The sequence below is a fragment of the Bacteroides sp. ZJ-18 genome (assembly GCF_011038705.2).
In the GTDB taxonomy this organism is placed as follows: Bacteria; Bacteroidota; Bacteroidia; order Bacteroidales; family Bacteroidaceae; genus Bacteroides; species Bacteroides hominis.
The window spans coordinates 1,736,769-1,759,461 of sequence record NZ_CP072198.1; the positions used below are offsets into that span (position 1 = coordinate 1,736,769).

Here is a 22,693-nt window from a genome sequence, read left to right on the forward strand (position 1 = left end):
TTAAAGGAAGGACCTTTTGCTTTTAACTAATATTTGGGCAGTTAAAGGTCTGTTTATAGGTGAATTGTAATTTATGCTATGCTGCGACTTTATCTTCTGTAAGTCGTATTGGATTTGGAACTTCCTTTTGACGTTTGTCAGGAAAAGATATTTGAATGTGAAAGCTTTCAATGATATAGCAGTCCGGAGGGATGAGCGGATCGTGACAATACATATCGCGTGCACGCATAGGTACAAACAGAACCTGCTAAAAACAATATTCCGGTAGAGGTCATCATATCTCCTAAGCTTACCAGGGGCGATACGATACCTCCGAATGCAAACCCGGTGGCTCCCAAAAGTGCCGAAGCAATGCCTGCATTCCGTCGCTCACACTCCATGGCTAACGTGTTGGATGCCGTAAAAGTCATGCCAATCATGGAGAGTAGAGCGAAGATCAATAACTCGTAGATCCAAAAATCACAACCCAGAGGCAAGAGCACCATTGACAGCGCAGATACTAACAACATGCCCCGGCTTCCTATATATAAAGCCCGTTCCATAGTAGGCAATTTTATCGATATTGCTGAAGAGATAACCATTGCTATCGCATTGATTCCAAAGCAGAGGCTGAACGATAGGGGAGAGAGTCCGTAGTGTTGCTGCATGATGAATGGTGCAGAAGAGATATTGGCAAACAAAATTCCCATGGTAAAGCCATATTGCAGGACGTAGCCTACATAATGGCGGTTGCGGAGGACTTCCCCAAAACGATGGTATAGGGCTTGCCAACTCACAGCCTGTCTGTGTTCTGTCGGAAGCGACTCATTCAGGTGCAGACTTCCGGATAGGAGAGCCACTCCCATAAGGAATAAGCAGATAAAGATGCCTTGCCAGCCTGTTATCTGGGCCAGAATACCTCCTCCGATGGGGGCAACGACTGTAGCAATTCCATTTATTCCCCCGATAATGGCGAGCATACCGGCCAGTTGGTGTCCCGAATACTCGTCGGTAGCTATGGAGCGGGAAATCACGACACCACCTGCTCCGGCAATGCCTTGTAAGAATCGGGATAGCACAAATAGTGAAATGGTGTGTGAAAAGATACATCCCAGCGTAGCGAGCAGGAACAGAATCATAGCCAGAAGTAATGGAGAACGCCGTCCGTACTTGTCACTCAGGGGACCGAAGATTAATTGTCCGGCAGCCAAACCAATCATACTGGTTGTGAGTCCTAATTGTACCATGGAAGATGAAGTCTGGAAAAAATCTGCCATAGCCGGCAGGGTAGGCAAATACATATCCATTATAAAAGGACCGAAGGCACTTAATACACCTAAAAATAATAATAAGAACCGTCTGGAATTCTGTCTGTCAGTCATTGCTATTCTCTTTGATCAATACAGTCGCAAAATTACTTCATTTGTTAGGAACCGGACGTAGGCTAATCTGTACAAAATATGTTGTTTTCAGAACAAAATAGTCCGAATACAAAAAATAAACCTACATTTGTTGCCTAAAACAGACTTTTATGAAAACAGACCAATTGCTTGCCGATACGAAAACGATCCGATATGAAGAGACCGATCTGACTTCTTTGATATCGACTCCATATCATTTCCGGTGTGGTATCTATCTGATTTGTACGCGGGGGGAAGCCATTGTCTCTACCGGTGTGCAGAAATATATATTTAATGAACAGACAGAACTGATCTTCCTGACCGGTAGCCTGCTACAAGTGCTTGAAGCTTCCGAGGATTTGCAGGTGAAAATGTTGATGTTTCCTAAAGAAGCATTTCTAAATGCCATGTTACCTATTGATACACCCTACTTTAATTATACTCACGAACATCCCTGTTACCGTCATACTGCTGACGAACGAAGTCAGAAGACTTGGCGCCAGATCAATTTGTGGATGGATATGGCACAAATGTTGTTTACCGAACCGATGCCGCAGTTCAGAGGACAACAAGAGCACAATTTTTTGCAAAGTTTGCTCATGTGGCTGTTTAATACGATTCCGGAAAAGTTGGCTGTCAGCAAGCAATATAGCCGTACTCAATTACTCTGCCACCGGTTTATGCAATTGATCCGCGAATATAGTATGCATGAACATCAGGTCGCTTTTTATGCCGGAAAACTTTGTATATCGTCTCGTTACCTGCATAAAATTACAGTTCGGCATTTAGATGGAAAGAAACCCAAGCAGCTTATTGATGAACAGTTGGTGGCTGAAATAAAGGTACTGTTGAATGAACCCCGTCTATCTGTAACAGAGATAGCTGAGCAACTGCATTTTCCGGATCAATCCTATTTGACACATTTCTTTAAGAAGAATACAGGTATCTCTCCAAAAGAATTTCGGGCGATAAAGAATCTCGGATGAGGCTGAGTCTGCCCACTCTTCTCCGTTATTGTAATAGTGGGAGCATGGCTCTTTCATTTAACAACCGTCTTCCTCCCTTGCCCCCCCCACAAAACCTTCCATTCGCACACAGCGATGCGGAAGCAGTGCTTCGTTGTTTCTTTTTTAAGAAAGAATCCGGCCGACTATTACCGAAGAAATCCAGCAGATTAACCATTATCATACAACTCTTTATCCCATCCCGCATACCTGGGCTGATGAGCCCACATGCCCGGGCTGATGAGCCCGTATATCCGGGCCGATGAGCCCGCATACCCGGGCTGAGATAAAGATCCGACCATTTGCACTAAAGAGAGTAAGGGAAATGAAATGCTTTTAGAGAGATAAACGGATAAGAAATTGGATGTATTCATTTGTTTTCCAAACAGTTACTACTGAAATTTCCCCTAAAACAGCGGGTGGAAGATGGAAGATGGGGGTGGAAGATAAATGGTATAAAAACCGCATCTTCCATCAATCTATACATCTCACAATCAACGATATGCATTCTAAAAGGTGGAAGATGGAAGATCGAAACGTGTTTTTTGTATGAGAAGAAGGCGGGGTAAATGAAAGACAGGGCGGACGCTCAATAAGTATAACATCTTATTAGGGTTGTATTATTTCCTAAATATGTAGTCCCTTCCCTGTATTTTTCAATATTTCCTGCTCCTTTTGTCTGTGTGTAATATAATTCATTACATTTGTTTTTTACTATATTAAATCCATATCGCAATATGACCATTCAAGCATTTTCAGCTATTATTCCTGATGTAAGAGATGATAAGAATAAAATATATCAGTCTAACGAAATAGTGTTCATCGCCCTAGTCGCTGTTATCTGCGGTGCTGATACGTGGAACGAAATAGAAACATTCGGAAAAACACATGAATCATATTTCAAGGCTCGTCTTCCGGGCTTGGTTTCTATTCCTTCTCATGATACCTTGAGCCGTTTCTTCTCCATATTGGATATCGATTGGTTTGAAGAATGTTTCAGGTTGTGGGTTGATGACATCTGCCGTAGAATCCCCGGAGTGGTAGCTATTGATGGAAAAGCCATTTGTGATAATCCCGATAAAAGTAGTAACTCAAAAAATGGAGTGAGAAGTAAACTCTACATGGTCAGTGCCTGGTCTGTATCTAAGGGTATTTGCCTTGGGCAAAGAAAAGTAGAAGAAAAATCGAATGAAATAAAAGCTATCCCCGAGCTGATAAAGACACTGGATCTTGAGAATTGTATCATAACCATTGATGCTATCGGCTGTCAGAAATCAATCACTAAACTAATAATAGAGAACAAGGCTGACTATATTTTATGTGCCAAAGATAATCACGAAGCACTCAGGGATATAATAGAGTTTAATCTTAGTGAGGAATCGAGATACTATTTATGTCACGCAAAAAGGTACTTTGAGGAAAACAAAGGGCATGGAAGAAGTGAATACAGAGAATGTGTATGCATAAGCGCTAAAAATCTTCAGTATTTTCTCAAAGGCTGGACGGGAATCAAGACATTGGCAATGATAAATTCTATTAGAAAAATGGGGGATAAAGAGGCTGTCATGGAAACAAGGTATTATATATCATCATTGGAACCTGACCCGATTATCATACTCAAATCGATTAGATCACACTGGGAGGTTGAAAATAACCTACATTGGGTACTTGATATAGGATTCAGAGAAGATGATGACAGGAAAACAGGAAATGCAGCTATCAACTTTTCTGCCATATCAAAGTTAGCACTCATGCTATTGAAACAGAGTGACATCAAACTGGGAATGGCAGGAAAAAGGAAAGCATGTGGATGGGATGAGAAAATAAGAGATAAAGTCATTGGTATTGAAAAAATATAGAAAATGATAAGATGTTATACTTATTGAGCGTCCGCCCTGATGAAAGAGCCGTGTAGTGAGAGTAGAATAAAAAAGGTAATTCTTGCTTTTCCGGGTTATTCTTGCTATTATTGCAACCATAGTAACAGGACTATGAAAAACTAATTTCGGGAAAAAGGTGATTTATAGCTGATTCGTCCCCGCGCTGATTACTTTACAAGCTCCGATTCCAGTTTCTTTATCTTAGATTCTGATATAGAACGAGAAATCAAGATTGAAAACAGGGGCATTTGTATACTAAATAATATTCCGATAGCCGTTTCGGATGCAATAAATCAGCTGGTTCGATTGGATCATGGGCATTATATCATGAGCGGCAAAACGGACGGAGCTTCGGGTAAAGAGCATTTCATATATTCTAAAGGGGAATTTACCCCTTTTGGAGATTATCCTTCTACGAATTTAGAGAAGATGGAGCAAGCGAAATTCGATTATAAGTTTACAGCGGGAAAAATGGGAAAGAAGGTTATATTGGATTTTTATTTGTATCATAATCTTATACGGAAGTATAGTATAAAGGGAGAGCTGTTGCAGGAAATCAGGTTGCAGGATATTCCGGACAGACATAATACGTATGAAAAGTTCAGGGAACAAAGTGTGTATCCTTATTGGCGCAAGACTGTGGCTACTGATGATGCAATTTACGTTCTTTTTTATCAAGGAGTTACTGAGAAAGTAATATATAGTGAAGGAGCAATACCGGAATTGCAAGTATGGGATTGGGAGGGAAAACTGAAAAAGAGATTTTTATTTGATAAAATCTATGATAATTTTACTGTCTCTCCCGACGGTCGGTTGTATGCATTGAATACACAGGAGCCATATAAGATATATACTTATGAAGTAGGTAAATAATGCTTTGCCATTGGATAAAGTGAGTTTATGATATTTGCGTCCGATGAAGGGGGAATGAAATAGAAAGAGCCCGGCACAATACCGGGCTCTTTACTCGGGAGACTATGAGGTTTGATCTGACTTCCAGCTTTATATGGCAACTTTCGGACAGCGTGGTTCCCTTCTCGTGGAGAGTCGGGACTTTTAGATACCTGCCAGTTCCAGTACCTTTTCAACAGCAGCGTTCAGTCCGTCCGGATTCTTACCGCCGGCTGTCGCAAAGTGAGGTTGACCGCCACCGCCACCTTGAATCAGTTTGGCAGCTTCTTTTACCAGATTACCTGCTTTCAATCCGCCTGCAACCAGATTATCGCTGATCATGACCGTCAGCATTGGCTTGTTGGCATCAACTGTTCCGGCTACAAAGAACAGGTTCTCTGTAATTTCGCCACGGAGTTGGAAAGCGATGTTTTTCACTACTTCCGCGGGCATCGGCAGGCAGAACTTAATGACTTTTATGCCGTTAATCTCTTGTACATTCTTCAGCAGGCGTTCTTTGACGGCGGCTTCTTTCTCTTTCATAAAGTCTTCCACCTGTTTTTTCAGCCCTGCGTTTTCATCGATATACTTACGAATGGCTACGCCAAGGTCGGGAGCATTGTTGAAAAGAGCTTTCAAATCGTTCAAAGTATCCTGGATCGTATCCAGCATTTCTTCTACGCGGGCTCCGGTATATGCTTCGATACGGCGTACGCCGGCGGCTACTGAACTCTCAGAGATAATTTTTACCATACCGATGTTTCCGGTAGCAGCAACGTGAGTACCTCCACAGAATTCAATGGATGAGCCGAACTGGATAACACGTACGTGGTCACCATACTTCTCACCGAACAGGGCGATTGCCCCCAGTTCTTTAGCTTCTTCGATAGGGATGTTGCGATGTTCCTGCAATGGAACATTGGCACGTATCTTAGCGTTTACCAGATGCTCCACTTTGCGGAGTTCTTCGTCCGTTACTTTCTGGAAGTGAGAGAAGTCGAAGCGCAGAGAATCCGGAGTTACCAAGGAGCCTTTCTGTTCAACATGCTCTCCCAATACTTCACGGAGTGCTTCGTCCAGTAAGTGAGTGGCAGAGTGATTGGCTGCACAAGCTGCACGTTTGTCGGTGTTTACACAAGCCATCATCGGAGCCTCCGGATGTTCGGGAAGTTTTTTTGTTATGTGTATCGGGAGATTGTTTTCTTTTTTAGTGTCGATCACTTCAATAGTTTCGAACTCACTTACCAATACACCGGTGTCACCTACCTGACCACCGCTTTCTGCATAGAACGGGGTATAATCTAATACGATTTGGTACAGAGTCTGATTTTTCTGTTTCACCTGGCGATAACGCAGAATAGAGGTTTCATATTCTGTATAGTCATACCCTACGAATTCTGTTGTGCCTTCTTTCAAAATAATCCAGTCGCCTGTTTCAATGGCAGCGGCGTTGCGTGCACGTTGTTTTTGCTGTTGCATTTCGGCGTCGAATTCCACTGTGTTCACTGTCATGCCGTTTTCACGCAGAATCAGTTCTGTCAGATCGAGCGGGAAACCAAACGTATCATACAGCGTAAAGGCGTCTTTGCCACTGATTTCTGTTTTTCCGGTGGCTTTTGTGTCCGCCATGGTTTTGTCGAGCAAGCGGATACCGGTTTCCAAAGTGCGTAGGAATGATTCTTCTTCTTCTTTGATAACCTTTTCGATCAACTCTTTTTGAGCAATCAGTTCCGGATAAGCATCACCCATGCTGTCAATCAGAACCGGAAGCAATTTGTACATAAACGCTTGTTTCTGTCCAAGGAATGTATATCCGTAGCGAACGGCACGGCGGAGGATACGACGAATCACATAACCGGCTTTGGCATTCGACGGCAATTGTCCGTCGGTGATTGAGAAAGCGATAGTACGGATATGGTCGGCAATCACACGCATAGCGATGTCGTTCTGTTCATTCTTGCCATATTCTGTTCCCGCCATTTGAGCGATTGATTTGATCAGTGGCTGGAATACGTCAGTGTCGTAATTGGATGTTTTACCTTGCAAAGCCATGCAAAGACGTTCGAATCCCATACCGGTATCGATAACTTTTGCCGGTAGCGGTTCGAGGCTGCTGTCGGCCTTGCGGTTGTATTGCATGAATACGAGGTTCCAGATTTCTATTACCTGGGGATGATCATGGTTCACCAAATCGCGTCCTGAAATCTTAGCACGTTCTTCAGCCGGGCGGAGGTCGATGTGGATCTCCGAGCAAGGACCGCAGGGGCCTGTATCACCCATTTCCCAAAAGTTATCATGCTTGTTGCCGTTGATGATATGGTCTTTGGGAAGGAATTGTTCCCAGATGGAAGCTGCTTCGTTATCACGTTCCAGCCCTTCTTCGGGGCTTCCTTCGAACACCGTGGCATACAGGTGTTCCGGGTTCAGCTTCAATACATCTACCAGATATTCCCATGCCCAGCTGATGGCTTCTTTCTTGAAATAATCGCCGAATGACCAGTTACCCAGCATTTCGAACATGGTGTGATGATACGTATCGTGTCCCACTTCTTCAAGGTCATTGTGCTTTCCGCTTACGCGAAGACATTTTTGCGAGTCCGCGACTCTGTGGTATTTCGCCGGGTGGTTACCCAAAATAATATCTTTAAACTGGTTCATCCCTGCATTGGTAAACATCAGGGTAGGGTCATCTTTAATCACCATCGGAGCCGAAGGAACAATCTGATGTCCTTTTGACTCGAAGAAATTCTTAAACGAATCTCTGGTTTCTTTTGCAGTCAACATACTTCTATATATCTATTGTTGAGGTTAATATTCTGAAAAAAGCAGTGCAAAGATAGCTTGTTTTTATTATTTTTGCCGTATTAACAAGCGAAATATTTATAAGATGCGCAAAGTTTACTATATCTATAATCCGCAAACGCAGACTTATGACCGGATTTATCCGACTGTCCGACAACGGGCATTGAGCATTCTCCGCCGTCTTTTTATCGGGATGGGGCTGGGGGCCGGCAGTTTCATTATATTGTTACTGATTTTCGGCTCTCCTTCAGAGAAGGAGTTGCGGAAAGAGAATAGCCAACTTTTGGCGCAATATAATGTTCTTTCTCGTCGTCTTGACGAAGCAATGGGAGTGCTTCAGGACATTCAGCAACGTGATGATAACCTTTACAGGGTCATTTTTATGGCCGATCCCGTTTCACCGGCCATTCGTCAGGCGGGCTATGGCGGTACGAACCGTTATGAAGAACTGATGGACATGGCCAACTCAAAACTGGTGGTTAATACGACTCAGAAGATGGACGTGCTGAGTAAGCAACTTTATATACAATCCAAGTCGTTTGACGACGTGGTGGCGATGTGTAAAAATCATGACCAGATGTTAAAGTGTATTCCTGCCATCCAGCCGATATCTAATAAAGATCTTCGGAAGACAGCTTCCGGCTATGGTACACGTATCGACCCTATTTACGGAACGACGAAGTTTCATGCCGGTATGGACTTTTCTGCTCATCCCGGGACGGATGTGTATGCCACTGGTGACGGGACAGTGGTGAAAATGGGGTGGGAGACCGGTTATGGCAATACTGTTGAGATTGATCATGGCTTCGGGTATCGTACCCGTTATGCTCATTTGCAGGAGTTTCGTACTAAACTGGGTAAAAAAGTGGTACGCGGTGAGGTGATTGCCGGAGTGGGAAGCACCGGAAAGAGCACCGGACCGCATTTGCATTACGAAGTGCATGTCAAGGGGCAAGTGGTGAATCCGGTTAATTATTACTTCATGGATTTAAGTGCGGAAGATTATGAACGTATGATTCAGATAGCCGCCAACCACGGTAAAGTGTTTGACTAAACAAAAAGAGAATTATGCAAAATACAGAAAGGGATCTGAAATTATATTACTCTATCAGTGAAGTTGCCCAGATGTTCGATGTCAATGAGTCGTTGCTTCGTTTTTGGGAGAAGGAGTTTCCGCAAATTGCCCCTAAAAAGGGTAGCCGTGGGGTACGCCAATACCGGAAAGAGGATGTAGAAACCATCCGTCTGATTTATCACTTGGTGAAGGAACGGGGGATGACTTTGCCCGGAGCCCGCCAAAAACTGAAAGATAATAGAGAGGCAACAATCCGGAACTTTGAGATTATCAATCGTCTTAAGCAGATTAGAGAAGAACTGCTTGGAATGAGGAATGCCCTTGATAGATTTTCAACGACGAACGGAGAGGAACGATGAACGCAGGTTGGTACTCCTGTTATCGTTCATCGTTGATGGTTCATTAGTTTTCTACGCGTGTCACTGACTTTATATTTGGAATCTTGCGCAAATTGTTGCAAATGGCTTTTACGTCTTCCACATCGTGCACGTATAACTGTACTTTTCCTTCAAAAATGCCGTCATTGGTCTCCATGTCCAGCTTTCGGATATTAACGTTCAGTTGGCGTGAAATGACCTGCGTGATTTCGTTCAGTAATCCTACATTATCTATGCCTTTTACATAAATATATACCAGGAAAGAAAGTTTCTTGTGTGTATCCCATTCTGTGGCAATGATACGGTTGCCATAACTGCTTTTTAACTTAGCCGCTACCGGACATTGGCGTTTATGGATGATGATGCGGTCGTTTTCATCCATATATCCCAGTACGTCGTCACCGGGGATGGGATGACAACATTCGGCCATGATATATTTCTTTTGCAGCGCATCTTCCGTCAGTTTAAGAATCTGTTTGGTATTAATCTTCTCTTTTTCTTGCGGTTCTTTTTCTTCCTGCTGTTTGTCTTTATTGTTGTTGCCAAAAGAGAAAGTCAGATACTTCATCCAGTTACTGCTTTGCTTCTCCTTCAGTTCATTCTTGTCGGCGTCTCCCAATACGATGGTTTTGTTGCCGATGGCTACATGTAATTCTTCTTCATTCTTCATGTTATGCAGTTTGCATAACTTCTCGATGACAGCTGCTTCCGGACGGATCTCCTCTTTCTTGAAGAATTCGTTCAACAATTCTTCTCCTTCTTTCTGGAAGGTTTTTCGTTCTTTACGCAGAATAGCTGCAATCTTTGCCCTTGCCCTTGCAGTAGTGGCAAATACTTCCCATTGTGGCTGTACACGTTGCGACTTGGATGTCAGTATCTCCACCTGATCTCCACTTTGTAATTTATGGCTTAGGGGCACCAGTTTATGATTGACTTTGGCGCCGATGCAATGGCTTCCTATATCTGTGTGCAGGGAGAATGCAAAATCCAGCGCAGTAGAGTTCTGTGGCATGGTTTTAAGCTCTCCTTTCGGAGTGAAGACAAAAATCTCCGAAGCAAATAAATTCAATTTGATTGTATCGAGGAAGTCGATGGCGTCCGGTTGCGGATCGTCGAGTATTTCTTTAATGGTACGCAGCCACTTTTCCAATTCACCTTCATCTTCGCTGCCTCCTCCTTCTTTATATTTCCAGTGGGCGGCAAATCCTTGTTCGGCCACATCGTTCATCCGTTCGCTACGTATCTGGACCTCGATCCATTGTCCGTTGTTTCCCATCAAGGTGACATGCAGTGCCTGGTATCCATTGGCTTTCGGGTGGCTCACCCAGTCGCGCAGGCGGTCGGGGTGGGGTTTATAGATTTTAGAGATTGAGACATAGATGTCAAAACAATCATTCAGTTCCTCCTCCATATTGCGTGGTTCGAAGATAATTCGTACAGCCAGCAGATCATAAATTTCTTCAAAGGGAACATGCTTGGTTTGCATTTTGTTCCAGATGGAGTAGATTGATTTCACGCGTGCCAGGATACGGTATTTTAGCCCCATCTTATCCAGTTGCTCTCGTATCGGGGCGGTGAATTCATTAAATACCTTGTCACGTTCGGCCGCTGTTGCGTTCAGCTTTTCTTCAATTTCCTGATATTCTTCAGGATGTTCATATTTGAAACTGAGGTTTTCCAGCTCTGTTTTGATCTTATACAGTCCCAGGCGGTTGGCAAGAGGTGCATAAATATACAATGTTTCGCCTGCGATCTTATACTGTTTGTTGGGTAACATAGAGCCGAGGGTACGCATGTTGTGCAGACGATCGGCTATTTTGATTAAGATCACCCGGATGTCATCGGACATCGTGAGCAGGAGCTTTTTAAAGTTCTCTGCCTGTGCCGAAGCGCGGTCACCAAAGATACCTCCGGAAATTTTAGTTAGCCCGTCGACAATTTGTGCGATTTTAGCTCCGAAAATGTTTTCGATATCTTCTACCGTATAGTCGGTATCTTCTACGACATCGTGCAAAAGGGCAGCACAAATGGAAGTCGAACCAAGCCCGATTTCGTTGCATACGATTTTTGCGACGGCAATGGGGTGCATGATATAAGGCTCCCCGGAGCGTCGTTTGATGCCTTTATGTGCCTGATTGGCAAAATTAAAGGCCTTGGTTATAATCTCAATACGTTTACGGTGCTTGGTAGCAAGATAATCGTTCAGCAATTCTTGAAAAGCTTGTTCAATCATTTGCTCTTCAGCTATTTCTTTCTGGTTCTCAGTGTCCATAATTTAGTCCTTTCGTTCCTTTTCTGCAAAAATAATCAAATTTAAACATCAGGCAAGCGAAAGGGGATTTATTTGTATATTTTCAAACGTTTTCCTGCGGAAATGTTAGTTCCCCGCAGTCCGTTCCAACTTTGAAGATCTTTTACGCGTACACCATATTTTGCTGCAATAGCTCCCAAGGTGTCTCCATTTTTGATTTTATAATATGTGGGTGTACCATTGCCTGCTTTGGCAGAGCTACCTTTCCTTCTGGAAGCAGGACTGTCATTTTTAATGGCTACTGTACGTCGGTTTTTGAATAATTCGTCGGCACGGTGGGCGTAAATAGTGTCCTGGCGATCGATGAACGAACTTACGGCGTTTTGTGGAAGGCGCAAAGTATAAGGTTTGCTTTCACCCGGAATTATCTCTTTTTTGTATTGTGGATTGAGACTTCTGATTTGATCCATCGGAACATTGCACAAGTCGGCAATCTGTTGGAAGTGAAGGTTTTTGTTTACCTGAATCGTATCGGTGCTTTCCGGAATATCGGTTTCCATCGGACAGATATTATGATCGCAGTAATAGGTCATTACATAGTTGGCTGCTATAAATGCCGGTACATATCCTCTTGTTTCTTTGGGCAAGTAGTTATAGATGCTCCAATAATCGGTTTCTCCTCCTGCACGGCGGATGGCTTTGTTGATGGTGCCCGGTCCGCAATTGTATGCTGCGATCACAAGATTCCAGTCATGATAAATATCATATAGATCTTTCAGGTAGCGTGCTGCTGCCCAAGTTGCCTTTATCGGGTCACGACGGTCGTCCACCAGGCTGTTCGATTCCAGCCCGTACATTTTGCCGGTTCCTATCATGAACTGCCACAAACCTCCTGCACCTGCGCGTGATACTGCCGACGGGTTCAGAGCCGATTCGATGATAGGTAAATACTTCAGCTCCAATGGCAGATTATACGCATCGAGAGCTTCTTCGAAGATAGGCATGTAGAAGTTGCAGGCACTCAGCATAAAAGATACCTGATTTCGCAGGCGGCCGGCATACATATCGATGAACTTACGTACGATTTCGTTGTATGGCATCTCCATTACGGTCGGCATGCGCGATAAGCGGTCGATATATACGGAGTCACTGAACAACGGATTGATTTCCGCCGTACTGCAATCTTTTCCTAAGTCAATGTAGTTTTTGGCTTTCCAGTCGTTGAGCAGACTATCGAGGGGATAAGTCATACTTTTCGGAAGCTCGATGCTTTCCTGGCGTTCTTTGCCGTTGTCGCGAATCACTACGTCTACACTCTGTGCGTTTACCTTTGGGGTGGCAAACAAAAACAATAAAATCAGGGGGCAATAGTTTGCTAATTTCTTCATTCTTATTTGTTCAATCTTCATGGGTTAAAATCTGAGGCTGCATTGCACGCCTACCGACTTACTGCCGGGTTGTAACGGGTTATTATTTATAATAGTAGGTTCCACCCTCATGCTTAGGTCGGGTGATATGTCGAAATTGGATAACTCCGCGTCTACATAGGCGTCGATAACGGAAATCAGATACACGCCGATGACAGCGAATATACTGAGGTCACGATAGCGGCGATACGTATCTTTCCGTTTGCGGAGTATATCTTTCAGCTGGGTATCGGTGTAATTGTGATTCGGCGGAAGTAAATCCTGATAGCTGTTCGTATTTGGATTATTGTCCATAATATCCATATAAGCTTGAGCATAGTCCTTATACATTTTCCCGTTCCAGCTTAATGCGTAGGCGCATCCGGCGAATCCACCATATATAATAGGTAGTTTCCAGTATTTGCGGTTATATATCTGTCCGCCACCCGGGAACACGATGGCATACCAGGTTGCTTTCGTCGGGTTAGGTACGAACATTTTTTTAGGCATGATGGGAGGCGGCAGGCTATCTGTCTTTACGACTGACGGAATGACAGGTGTTTCTATCTTTTCCAGGTTCTGCCGGTTGACTTCCTCGAGGCTGTCTGCCGTAACAATGGCGGGTTTCCGGTTTTCCAAACTGTCTATCGGCGGGAGGATAACCGCTTTATTCACTTTCACACTGTCGGCGACCGGCGAAGAAACTACCGGTTCACGATGGCGGCGTGCCCGTGCTTTAGGAGCCTCGCGGACCGGAGAGATGGAATCCTGGACTGTTTTTACAGGCTCCTGTGCATACACATCAATCCCTGCTACCTGAAAGAAACAGAGAAGCAGGGCAATGTATAGCTGATATGTTTTACTTTTTTTCGTCATTTATTTCTTCAGTGAGTCGAAGATTTCCATGATACGTTCCAGTTCCTCTTCATTACTAAAAGGAATACTGATCTTCCCTTTGCCCTTTTCAGAGCAAGTCAGTTGTACCTTGGTGTTAAAGAATCCCGATAGATGTTGTTTCAGCATGTTGAATTCCTCGGGCAGTTTGGCCCGCTTCGGGGTAATCTTTTTGGTTCCGCTCTTCACGGCTTCTCCTTCGCTCAGTGATTTTACTATTTCTTCTACTTTGCGGACAGAGTATCCGTGTTCCAGAATTTCTTCGAAAATTTTAACTTGTAGTTTCGGGTCGCCCAGTGTGATCAATGCCCGGGCATGTCCCATGTCTATCTGTTTGTTCTGCAATGCCATTTGTATCGGTGCAGGCAATTTGAGCAGACGCAGATAGTTGGCAATGGTTGTGCGTTTCTTGCCGACACGTTCACTTAACCGCTCCTGTGTCAGGTCATATTGCTCTATCAAGTGTTGGTAAGCCAGTGCGATTTCTACCGAATTAAGATCCTCGCGCTGTATATTTTCTATCAGCGCCATCTCCATCACGTTTTCATCATCGGCTGTGCGGATGTATGCAGGAATCGTGTCCAGTCCGGCTTTCTGTGAAGCGCGGTAGCGACGTTCCCCGGCAATAATCTGGTACTCGTCGTCCGAGACTTTGCGCAGGGTGATGGGTTGGATAATTCCTATTTCCCTGATCGAATCGGCCAACTCTTCCAGTGCCGTTTCATCAAATTCGCGACGTGGCTGGTTGGGGTTGACGGAGATTTTCGACAGTTCTATTTCGTTAATAGACGAAGAACCTTCGGTTTTCACCTCCTCCATGGAGAGCAGGGCGTCGAGCCCGCGGCCTAATGCATTTCTTCTTTGTGTTGCCATATCTTCGTTTATTTACTATTTCTGCTTATTAGTTCCTTAGCCAGTGCCAGGTGATTTTTTGCTCCGGTAGATTCTGCATCATATAAGATGGTGGGCAGTCCGTAACTGGGTGCTTCACTGAGCTTCACGTTGCGCTGGATGACGGTTTTGAACACCAGTTCCTGAAAGTGGCGTTTCACTTCGTCATAGATCTGGTTGGCTTGGCGCAGGCGTGAGTCGTACATCGTCAGCAGGAAGCCTTCTATTTCGAGTGCCGGGTTCAGTTTTGATTTGATAATCTTGATGGTATTCAGCAGTTTGCTGATTCCCTCGAGGGCAAAGTATTCTGCCTGTACGGGGATAATCACCGAGTCTGCTGCCGTCAGGGCGTTGATTGTGATCAATCCCAGCGAAGGAGAACAGTCTATCAAAATATAATCATACTCTTCCTTTAACGGAGTCAGCACTTCTTTCAGTATCTTTTCGCGGTTTTTGAGATTTAGCATTTCAATTTCGGCGCCTACCAGATTGATGTGCGATGAAATGACTTTCAGCGAATCAATTTCAGTGTCATGAATAGCGTCCTGTACGTTGGCTCTGTCGATAATGCATTCGTAGATAGTACATTCGGATTGCTTGATGTCGACTCCCAATCCGGAAGAGGCATTTGCCTGTGGGTCTGCATCAACAACCAGTACTTTCTTTTCAAGCGTAGCCAGCGAAGCTGCGAGGTTAATCGTAGTCGTTGTTTTTCCTACACCACCTTTTTGATTGGCCAAAGCAATTATTTTTCCCATATTATCTAAATTTATTGGCAGCGAAATAAGTGATAAATCCTCAGAGCGCCTACTAAAAAATAGAAACTTTGCTTAATCTGTTGATAAGTCACCTGTTTTGTTAATAACTGCCAGGCGAGATACGGGCATTTTTTCTCTTTTTAGCTCGCAAATATACGTATTAAAATTGAATATCAATTCCTTTTTTTACTCACTTGCAGAAGATTAAGATTTGTAAACGGGTAGTCTGTATGGCTAACCATCAGATGGTTTCAAGACTTCCATTAAGAGTTAGCTGATAAAACATCCCCATGCTTTTGATAACAAGATCCCCATGTTATATCTAATAACATCCGGATGTTCTTCACAATAACATCCGGATGTTTTACACTCTTGTTTCTTATCTGCTGTGAATACAATATTAATAGACCTTCGCTTTCCTATTTGGTTCTGTTGTCGATACAAGTTCTTTTTGCTACTTTTGTGCATTTCGAAAACATAAAATAATAGATAAGGTAAGATTGTATGGAAAATAAAAGGCCTTTGATCCTCGTTTCCAATGACGACGGTATTATGGCAAAAGGTATTAGCGAACTGATTAAATTTCTTCGTCCGCTGGGCGAAATCGTAGTAATGGCTCCTGACGCTCCTCGTTCCGGCAGTGGATGTGCACTGACGGTGACACAGCCGGTGCATTATCAGTTATTGAAAAAAGATGTGGGGTTGACTGTTTATAAGTGTTCCGGTACTCCGGCCGATTGTATAAAACTGGCACGAAATCAGATACTTGACCGTGAACCCGATCTGGTTGTCGGTGGGATTAATCATGGTGACAATTCTGCTACCAATGTACACTACTCCGGCACGATGGGGGTTGTAATCGAAGGTTGCCTTAACGGAATTCCTTCTATCGGTTTTTCTATTTGTGATCATGCCCCCGGAGCTGATTTTGATGCTGCAGGACCTTATGTGCGGAAAATAGCGGCAATGGTTCTTGAGAAGGGACTTCCGTCACTGACTTGTCTCAATGTGAATTTTCCCAATACTCCGGAACTGAAGGGAGTGAAAATCTGCGAACAGGCCAAAGGGCACTGGAGCGGAGAGTGGCAGGCCTGTCCACGGAGAGACGATACGAATTATTATTGGCTGACCGGAGAGTTTATCGATCACGAACCGGAGAACGAGAAGAACGATCATTGGGCGTTGGCCAACGGATATGTAGCCATCACACCGACGGTAGTGGATATGACTGCTTATCATTTTATGGACGAATTGAAATCCTGGGAATTATGAAATACTATCTGATTGTTGGTGAAGCCTCGGGCGATTTGCACGCTTCTCACTTGATGGCTGCACTGAAAGAGGAGGATCCGCGGGCTGAATTCCGTTTCTTTGGCGGTGATATGATGGCTGCTGTAGGAGGAACGATGGTGAAGCATTATAAGGAGCTGGCTTACATGGGCTTTATTCCTGTATTGCTGCATCTGCGAACCATCTTTGCCAACATGAAGAGATGTAAGGAGGACATCGTGGCATGGTCGCCGGATGTTGTTATTTTGGTGGATTATCCGGGCTTTAATCTCGATATTGCCAAGTTTGTGCATGCGAAAACGAAGATTCCGGTTTACTACTATATTTCTCCCAAGATTTGGGCATGGAAAGAATATCGTATCAAAAATATAAGAAGAGATGTAGATGAGCTTTTCTCCATTCTCCCTTTTGAGGTTGAGTTCTTTGAGGGGCATCAATACCCGATTCATTACGTTGGTAATCCGACGGTGGATGAAGTTACCGCTTTCAAGGCTACAAATCCGGAAACATTTGCCGATTTTATCAGTGATAATGAGTTAGCGGATAAGCCTATCATTGCTTTGCTTGCCGGAAGCCGGAAGCAGGAGATTAAGGATAATCTCCCCGATATGATCCGGGCAGCCTCGGCTTTTCCGGATTATCAGCTTGTGCTGGCTGCCGCTCCCGGCATTTCTCCGGAATACTATGCTGAATTCGTAAAAGGGACAAATCTGCAAGTAATCTTTGGCCGGACTTACCGCTTGCTTCAACAGGCGGATGTCGCTTTGGTGACATCCGGAACTGCCACTCTTGAGACGGCACTTTTCCGCGTACCGCAAGTGGTTTGCTATCATACTCCTGTAGGGAAGCTGGTGTCTTTCCTCCGGAAACATATCTTGAAGGTGAAGTTTATCTCGTTGGTCAACTTGATTGCCGGACGGGAAGTAGTCAGGGAATTGGTGGCTGATACGATGACGGTGGAGAATATGCGGAACGAGCTGAAACGTTTGTTGTTTCAAGAAGACTATCGACGGAAAATGTTGGATGGTTATGGAGAAATGGCACGGTTGCTCGGACCGGCAGGAGCCCCGAGGCATGCTGCCCGCGAAATGGTGAAATTGCTTAAAAAATAGTTTTTTATTCAATAATAGGACAGAAACCGGTGCAGTAAATGCCCGGTTTTTTTATTTATAGGGTAAAAGGAATAAATTAAGAATAGATATGAAAAGAGTTAAACTACTTTGGGTGGCAATGCTGACGCTGATACTGCCGGCATTGCAGTCGTGTGATGACGGTGACGGTTATTCATTGGGCGATATAGCAAGAGACTGGGCTACAGTCCGGGTAGTCGGTGGTGATACGTATGCACTGAATGCCGACCATTGGGGAAGTCTTTGGCCTGCTGCGACCGCGATTCCGGGCTATAGGCCGATAGACGGACAGCGTGTGATTACTTATTTCAATCCTCTTTATGATAATTATGAAGGATACGATCATGGGGTAAAAGTAGAGTGTAACTATGACGTCCTGACCAAACAAATAGAGGACCTGACTGCCGACAATGAAGCGGAAATAGGCAATGACCCTGTTCTTGTATATAAAGATATGATGTGGATTGGAGGCGGATATCTGAACATCATTTTTCGCCAGTGCTTACCGGCCAAAGAAAAACATCGCTTCAGTCTGGTTCGCGATACGCGAAACATGACTAAAGATGGTGATGACGGGTATATCCATTTGGAATATCGTTATAATACGTATGGTGATGTGACTAAGCGTTGTTTAAACGGTGCGGTATCTTTTAATTTGAATTCGTTGGATCTGACCGGTAAGAAAGGCATTAAAGTGAAACTGAATTCTGTTGAAAACGGAGAAGTTGAGGTAGTCTTTGATGTAAAAGAACAGCCGATACCCGAGGGTGCAAAGAATATAGAGCTTTCAAACGAAGTTCAGGTAATGTAAAAAGGGTGAGTTGTAAATAACGGGCTACAAACGGAAGTTTCGCTATATTCTGCGAGATGCTTTACGTTTGTAGCCCGTTTTTATTTGCGGCTATTATTTTTTTATCGATTTTAGAACAGGGTCAGTGCATATAAGTAGACAACTCCTGCCGGTATGGCCATAAGCGAACTGTCGAAGCGGTCGAGCATACCACCGTGTCCCGGCAAAATGCTTCCAGAATCTTTAATTTGCAATTGACGTTTCAGAAGTGACTCCGTTAAGTCTCCCCAAGTTCCGAAAATAACAACGACCAGTGCCAACCCGGCCCACTCAGCCCAAGTCATGACCGGAAAGAAATAGGCAAATGCAAACGAAGCGGCAATGGCTACGATACCGCCGCCGATAGAACCTTCCCATGACTTCTTCGGAGAAATACGTTCGAATAAACGATGCTTGCCAAACAGAGAGCCGAAGCAGTAGGCGCCCGTATCATTCAGCCATAGAAATACAAATATAGAAAGCGGTAATATCGGATTATAAGAGACGCTGGTTGTTTCCGGATCATTCTGGAAAGCGAGTACATTCAGTAAAGCAAAAGGGAGAGCGATATACATCTGGCTCAACATGGAATAAGCCCAGTTGAGTACCGGATTCTTTTTCTTAAGGTATAATTCGCTTACCATCAGGTAAATGAGCAATACCAGATAAGGAATGAATATTTTGGAATCGGCAGCATCGATGCAGAATCCCATGAGAGCAAGGAACAGATAAGCTCCTCCCAGCATGGTGATGGTCCGGTTGATGGCTACTTCCCCCGATTGATTGACAAGATGACCGAACTCACGTATGGTCAAAGCACTGACAATAACGAAAAGTGTTCCGAAAGCCAGTGGATCGTACAGTATACAACCCACTATGATGGCTACGAATAATATTCCTGTTATGGCGCGTTGTAAAAAGTTGTTCTTCAAGGTGCTGTTACATTTTTAGTTTTGTGATGCCGCCGGTTCTTGTTGCGCATTGTCTTCTTGAGACTCTGTTGCTTGTGGAGTATCGGTATCTTCTCCATCCGTAGGGTGGGCGGTATTTTCTTGTTTGCTATTGGCTGCCATGATCTCTTCCGAACGGGAAGCCCAAGGACGTTTACCGAAGATTCGTTCTACGTCTTCGGCAAAGATTACTTCTTTATCGATCAGTAGCTGCGCCAATTCGTTGTGCTGCTCTTTGTGTTCCGAGAGGATTTGTTTGGCACGTTCATATTGTTCGTTAACCATTCTTTTCACCTCTTCGTCAATCAGTTCGGCAGTCTTTTCGCTATACGGACGTTGGAACGAATACTCATCATTATTATAATAGCATAAGTTCGGCAACTTTTCACTCATTCCCAAGTAGGCGATCATGCCATAAGCCTGTTTGGTCACACGTTCAAGGTCATTGGCAGCTCCACTGGATACGCGGCCAATGAAGAGATCTTCTGCTGCGCGTCCGCCCAGAGTGGCACACATCTCATCGAGCATTTGCTCTTTGGTGGTAATTTGCCTTTCTTCCGGCAGATACCATGCAGCTCCCAATGCGCGTCCACGAGGAACGATGGTTACCTTAATCAATGGGTTGGCATATTCCAATAACCAAGAGATGCTTGCGTGTCCGGCTTCATGCAAAGCAATAGAGCGGCGTTCGGCTTCCGTGGTGATTTTGGTTTTCTTTTCAAGTCCACCGATGATACGGTCTACAGCATCCAGAAAATCCTGTTTGCCTACGAATTTCTTTCCATGTCGTGCAGCTATCAGGGCTGCTTCATTGCATACGTTTGCAATATCAGCTCCCGAAAATCCGGGGGTCTGGCGGGCAAGCAGATCTACATCTACTGTATCGTCTATCTTGATGGGGCGCAAATGCACACCAAATACTTCCTTACGTTCGTTGAGATCCGGTAAATCTACATGAATTTGCCGGTCGAATCGTCCGGCACGGAGTAATGCTTTATCGAGTACATCCACACGGTTAGTGGCTGCCAGAATAATAACACCGCTGTTTGAGCCGAAACCGTCCATTTCAGTTAGCAGCTGGTTCAACGTGTTCTCACGTTCATCATTGCCGCCCATCGCAGGATTCTTGCCGCGGGCACGTCCTACGGCATCAATCTCATCGATGAAAACAATGCAGGGAGCCTTTTCCTTAGCCTGTTTGAAAAGGTCGCGTACGCGGGATGCACCTACACCGACAAACATTTCAACGAAATCGGAACCGGCCAAAGAGAAGAAAGGTACATTGGCTTCACCGGCTACAGCCTTTGCAAGCAATGTTTTACCTGTTCCCGGAGGGCCTACCAGCAAGGCGCCTTTAGGAATTTTACCTCCCAAATCCGTATATTTCTGGGGTTCTTTCAGGAATTCGACAATCTCTTCTACTTCCTGTTTGGCTTCTGCCAGTCCGGCTACATCTTTAAATGTCACTTTGATGGATCCACCTTTCTCAAAGAGCTGTGCTTTCGATTTTCCTACATTGAATACGCCACCTGCTCCACCACTGGCACCACTGCCCATGCGGCGCATGAAGAATATCCACAAGGCAATCAGAAAGACAATAGGCAGCACATTCCAAAGTATTGCGCTGAAGTAGTCTTTCTTCTTATCATAGCTGACAGAACCGTCGAAGTGTGTTTCTTCTTTTTCCTTTTGCAGGAAGTTATCCAGATTTTCGCGTGAAGGAGCTTCGGTGGTAATCATCGGATTCCGGCCTACACGTGTAGAATCTTGTTTGAATACAGCTCCTACGTACTGTGGCTTAATATAAATTTCAACTGTGTTGTCATCATAGCCAATCACTTTACTGACATACCCGTCACGTACGTATTGTTGGAATTCATCATAAGAGATGTTCTTGTTAACAGAACTGTTTCCGTTAGCGAAATACAGCCCTAAAAGCATCAGGGCGATAATCATATACATCCAGTTCAGATTGAACTTGGGCATATTTACTTTATTGTTGGTTTTCTTGCTGTTATTGTCCATACTGATAGATTAATCAATGTCGGGAATAGTGATTAGTTTGGCATCTGCCCACAGGTGCTCCAAATTATAAAAGTTTCTGGCCTCCGGCAGGAATACGTGTACTAATACGTCAGAAAAGTCCATAGCTACCCACTCTGCGTTTCGTTGTCCATCGATGGCAGAGGGTTTAGTGCCGGCACCTTTTCGGGTAAATTCTTTTATGGAATCTACGATGGCAACGACCTGGCTGGGGGAGTTCCCCTGACAGATTACAAAGTATTGGCATATCGTGTCGTCAATGTTTGTCAGATCTGCTATGACAATGTTTTTACCTTTTTTTTCTTGTATACCTTCGGTTATCTTTTCTATTAATACTTTCGTTTCGTTCATTTATAGGTTGAAATTAAATAATCAATGTTTAGTTTCTGTTTATAACAAGGAAGGGGCATTCTTTGTTTTCTTGTCATAAACGTGATATTTTTTACAAATATACGCTGATTTATTGTATCAAGGAAAGTTATATGCTAAATCTATTTCATTTTTTGTTTTTTTTTAGGGATGCATCTCTTTGGAATCCGGCGTATTAGATATTTTTTTGCAAAAAAAGAGCGAAAAGTATTTGTGATTAAAAAAAACTTTGTACCTTTGCAACCGCAAACGAGAAACAAAGGATGTGAATCGTTAAGCGACATTGGGCTATGGTGTAATGGTAACACTACAGATTCTGGTCCTGTCATTTCTGGTTCGAGTCCAGATAGCCCAACAAAGAGAGCGAAGTTTTTATATAAAACTTCGCTCTCTTTGTTGGTATTCTTTCCTATCTCTAATTTTCGTATATAAAAAAAGCGAATCAAAGCGGCTTATGCCTCCTGATTCGCTTTA

The 22,693-nt window shown here is 44.0% G+C and carries 18 protein-coding genes and 1 tRNA gene; 9 read left to right on the top strand and 10 right to left on the bottom strand.

Annotated features, from left to right (window positions below):
- Positions 1 to 167: 167 nt before the first annotated feature.
- Positions 168 to 1,361 carry a multidrug effflux MFS transporter gene (locus G7Y45_RS06935; RefSeq protein WP_122296794.1) on the bottom strand — a complete coding sequence of 398 codons (1,194 nt, stop codon included), beginning with the start codon at positions 1,359 to 1,361 and terminating at the stop codon, positions 168 to 170.
- 149 nt (positions 1,362 to 1,510) lie between these two features.
- Between G7Y45_RS06935 and G7Y45_RS06940 the strand changes: the two genes are divergently transcribed.
- The 3 genes from G7Y45_RS06940 to G7Y45_RS06950 all read left to right on the top strand — a co-directional run bounded on the left by G7Y45_RS06940 (position 1,511) and on the right by G7Y45_RS06950 (position 5,136).
- Entirely contained in the window at positions 1,511 to 2,365 is an 855-nt protein-coding gene (locus G7Y45_RS06940) for an AraC family transcriptional regulator (protein ID WP_005810447.1), read from the top strand.
- Positions 2,366 to 3,120: 755 nt separating this feature from the next.
- The gene (locus tag G7Y45_RS06945) at positions 3,121 to 4,242 is read left to right on the top strand and encodes an ISAs1-like element ISBf9 family transposase (RefSeq protein WP_065739790.1); all 1,122 of its coding nucleotides are present in this window, start codon (positions 3,121 to 3,123) and stop codon (positions 4,240 to 4,242) included.
- A 348-nt stretch (positions 4,243 to 4,590) separates the two neighbouring features.
- Positions 4,591 to 5,136, top strand: a complete 546-nt coding sequence (locus G7Y45_RS06950; protein WP_206265691.1) for a hypothetical protein — start codon at positions 4,591 to 4,593, stop codon at positions 5,134 to 5,136.
- Between the two features lie 183 nt (positions 5,137 to 5,319).
- Here G7Y45_RS06950 and alaS read toward each other — a convergent pair whose 3' ends face one another.
- Positions 5,320 to 7,938 carry an alanine--tRNA ligase gene (gene alaS, locus G7Y45_RS06955; protein ID WP_005775468.1) on the bottom strand — a complete coding sequence of 873 codons (2,619 nt, stop codon included), beginning with the start codon at positions 7,936 to 7,938 and terminating at the stop codon, positions 5,320 to 5,322.
- 103 nt (positions 7,939 to 8,041) lie between these two features.
- Here alaS and G7Y45_RS06960 point away from each other — a divergent pair, with 103 nt between their 5' ends.
- Together G7Y45_RS06960 and G7Y45_RS06965 are read left to right on the top strand one after the other, a co-directional pair.
- Positions 8,042 to 9,010, top strand: coding sequence for a M23 family metallopeptidase (locus G7Y45_RS06960; RefSeq protein ID WP_005775469.1), 969 nt, complete (start codon positions 8,042 to 8,044; stop codon positions 9,008 to 9,010).
- A 14-nt stretch (positions 9,011 to 9,024) separates the two neighbouring features.
- The gene (locus G7Y45_RS06965; protein WP_005775470.1) at positions 9,025 to 9,390 is read left to right on the top strand and encodes a MerR family transcriptional regulator; all 366 of its coding nucleotides are present in this window, start codon (positions 9,025 to 9,027) and stop codon (positions 9,388 to 9,390) included.
- Positions 9,391 to 9,433: 43 nt separating this feature from the next.
- Here G7Y45_RS06965 and G7Y45_RS06970 read toward each other — a convergent pair whose 3' ends face one another.
- The 5 genes from G7Y45_RS06970 to G7Y45_RS06990 all read right to left on the bottom strand — a co-directional run bounded on the left by G7Y45_RS06970 (position 9,434) and on the right by G7Y45_RS06990 (position 15,608).
- Positions 9,434 to 11,680, bottom strand: coding sequence for a bifunctional (p)ppGpp synthetase/guanosine-3',5'-bis(diphosphate) 3'-pyrophosphohydrolase (locus G7Y45_RS06970; protein ID WP_005810438.1), 2,247 nt, complete (start codon positions 11,678 to 11,680; stop codon positions 9,434 to 9,436).
- A 68-nt stretch (positions 11,681 to 11,748) separates the two neighbouring features.
- On the bottom strand, positions 11,749 to 13,047 hold the full coding sequence (locus G7Y45_RS06975) for a lytic transglycosylase domain-containing protein (RefSeq protein ID WP_005810436.1): 1,299 nt from the start codon (positions 13,045 to 13,047) through the stop codon (positions 11,749 to 11,751).
- 24 nt (positions 13,048 to 13,071) lie between these two features.
- Positions 13,072 to 13,941 (bottom strand): DUF5683 domain-containing protein, encoded by an 870-nt coding sequence (locus G7Y45_RS06980; protein ID WP_122141583.1) that lies wholly within the window; start codon positions 13,939 to 13,941, stop codon positions 13,072 to 13,074.
- On the bottom strand, positions 13,942 to 14,832 hold the full coding sequence (locus G7Y45_RS06985) for a ParB/RepB/Spo0J family partition protein (RefSeq protein WP_005775476.1): 891 nt from the start codon (positions 14,830 to 14,832) through the stop codon (positions 13,942 to 13,944).
- Positions 14,833 to 14,840: 8 nt separating this feature from the next.
- Complete coding sequence (locus G7Y45_RS06990; RefSeq protein ID WP_005784850.1) at positions 14,841 to 15,608, bottom strand: ParA family protein; 768 nt, start codon at positions 15,606 to 15,608, stop codon at positions 14,841 to 14,843.
- 504 nt (positions 15,609 to 16,112) lie between these two features.
- Here G7Y45_RS06990 and surE point away from each other — a divergent pair.
- The 3 genes from surE to G7Y45_RS07005 all read left to right on the top strand — a co-directional run bounded on the left by surE (position 16,113) and on the right by G7Y45_RS07005 (position 18,839).
- Positions 16,113 to 16,880 carry a 5'/3'-nucleotidase SurE gene (gene surE, locus G7Y45_RS06995; protein ID WP_022012220.1) on the top strand — a complete coding sequence of 256 codons (768 nt, stop codon included), beginning with the start codon at positions 16,113 to 16,115 and terminating at the stop codon, positions 16,878 to 16,880.
- Positions 16,877 to 18,010: a lipid-A-disaccharide synthase gene (lpxB, locus tag G7Y45_RS07000; protein WP_165017929.1), complete on the top strand. Its 1,134-nt coding sequence runs from the start codon at positions 16,877 to 16,879 to the stop codon at positions 18,008 to 18,010. The genes surE and lpxB overlap by 4 nt, the downstream gene beginning before the upstream one ends.
- Positions 18,011 to 18,098: 88 nt before the next feature.
- Complete coding sequence (locus G7Y45_RS07005) at positions 18,099 to 18,839, top strand: NigD-like protein (protein WP_165017932.1); 741 nt, start codon at positions 18,099 to 18,101, stop codon at positions 18,837 to 18,839.
- A 110-nt stretch (positions 18,840 to 18,949) separates the two neighbouring features.
- On the opposite strand, the gene G7Y45_RS07010 is transcribed toward G7Y45_RS07005, so the two are convergent.
- From G7Y45_RS07010 to rsfS, 3 genes are read right to left on the bottom strand one after another with little or no spacing between them, the layout of a single operon-like run.
- A complete protein-coding gene (locus G7Y45_RS07010) occupies positions 18,950 to 19,789 on the bottom strand; it encodes a phosphatidate cytidylyltransferase (RefSeq protein ID WP_005775482.1) in 840 nt (279 codons plus the stop codon).
- Positions 19,790 to 19,804: 15 nt separating this feature from the next.
- Entirely contained in the window at positions 19,805 to 21,793 is a 1,989-nt protein-coding gene (gene ftsH / locus G7Y45_RS07015; protein WP_005810427.1) for an ATP-dependent zinc metalloprotease FtsH, read from the bottom strand.
- Between the two features lie 48 nt (positions 21,794 to 21,841).
- Positions 21,842 to 22,201 carry a ribosome silencing factor gene (rsfS, locus tag G7Y45_RS07020; protein WP_005775484.1) on the bottom strand — a complete coding sequence of 120 codons (360 nt, stop codon included), beginning with the start codon at positions 22,199 to 22,201 and terminating at the stop codon, positions 21,842 to 21,844.
- Between the two features lie 302 nt (positions 22,202 to 22,503).
- Between rsfS and G7Y45_RS07025 the strand changes: the two genes are divergently transcribed.
- Positions 22,504 to 22,574: transfer RNA gene (locus G7Y45_RS07025), tRNA-Gln, on the top strand.
- Positions 22,575 to 22,693: the final 119 nt, after the last annotated feature.

Bases quoted from the DNA above. Each gene is read 5' to 3' on its own strand.
- G7Y45_RS06935 (WP_122296794.1), bottom strand. From the start codon at position 1,361: ATGACTGACAGACAGAATTCCAGACGGTTCTTATTATTATTTTTAGGT.
- G7Y45_RS06940 (WP_005810447.1), top strand. From the start codon at position 1,511: ATGAAAACAGACCAATTGCTTGCCGATACGAAAACGATCCGATATGAA.
- G7Y45_RS06945 (WP_065739790.1), top strand. From the start codon at position 3,121: ATGACCATTCAAGCATTTTCAGCTATTATTCCTGATGTAAGAGATGAT.
- G7Y45_RS06950 (WP_206265691.1), top strand. From the start codon at position 4,591: ATGAGCGGCAAAACGGACGGAGCTTCGGGTAAAGAGCATTTCATATAT.
- alaS (WP_005775468.1), bottom strand. From the start codon at position 7,938: ATGTTGACTGCAAAAGAAACCAGAGATTCGTTTAAGAATTTCTTCGAG.
- G7Y45_RS06960 (WP_005775469.1), top strand. From the start codon at position 8,042: ATGCGCAAAGTTTACTATATCTATAATCCGCAAACGCAGACTTATGAC.
- G7Y45_RS06965 (WP_005775470.1), top strand. From the start codon at position 9,025: ATGCAAAATACAGAAAGGGATCTGAAATTATATTACTCTATCAGTGAA.
- G7Y45_RS06970 (WP_005810438.1), bottom strand. From the start codon at position 11,680: ATGGACACTGAGAACCAGAAAGAAATAGCTGAAGAGCAAATGATTGAA.
- G7Y45_RS06975 (WP_005810436.1), bottom strand. From the start codon at position 13,047: ATGAAGAAATTAGCAAACTATTGCCCCCTGATTTTATTGTTTTTGTTT.
- G7Y45_RS06980 (WP_122141583.1), bottom strand. From the start codon at position 13,941: ATGACGAAAAAAAGTAAAACATATCAGCTATACATTGCCCTGCTTCTC.
- G7Y45_RS06985 (WP_005775476.1), bottom strand. From the start codon at position 14,832: ATGGCAACACAAAGAAGAAATGCATTAGGCCGCGGGCTCGACGCCCTG.
- G7Y45_RS06990 (WP_005784850.1), bottom strand. From the start codon at position 15,608: ATGGGAAAAATAATTGCTTTGGCCAATCAAAAAGGTGGTGTAGGAAAA.
- surE (WP_022012220.1), top strand. From the start codon at position 16,113: ATGGAAAATAAAAGGCCTTTGATCCTCGTTTCCAATGACGACGGTATT.
- lpxB (WP_165017929.1), top strand. From the start codon at position 16,877: ATGAAATACTATCTGATTGTTGGTGAAGCCTCGGGCGATTTGCACGCT.
- G7Y45_RS07005 (WP_165017932.1), top strand. From the start codon at position 18,099: ATGAAAAGAGTTAAACTACTTTGGGTGGCAATGCTGACGCTGATACTG.
- ftsH (WP_005810427.1), bottom strand. From the start codon at position 21,793: ATGCCCAAGTTCAATCTGAACTGGATGTATATGATTATCGCCCTGATG.
- rsfS (WP_005775484.1), bottom strand. From the start codon at position 22,201: ATGAACGAAACGAAAGTATTAATAGAAAAGATAACCGAAGGTATACAA.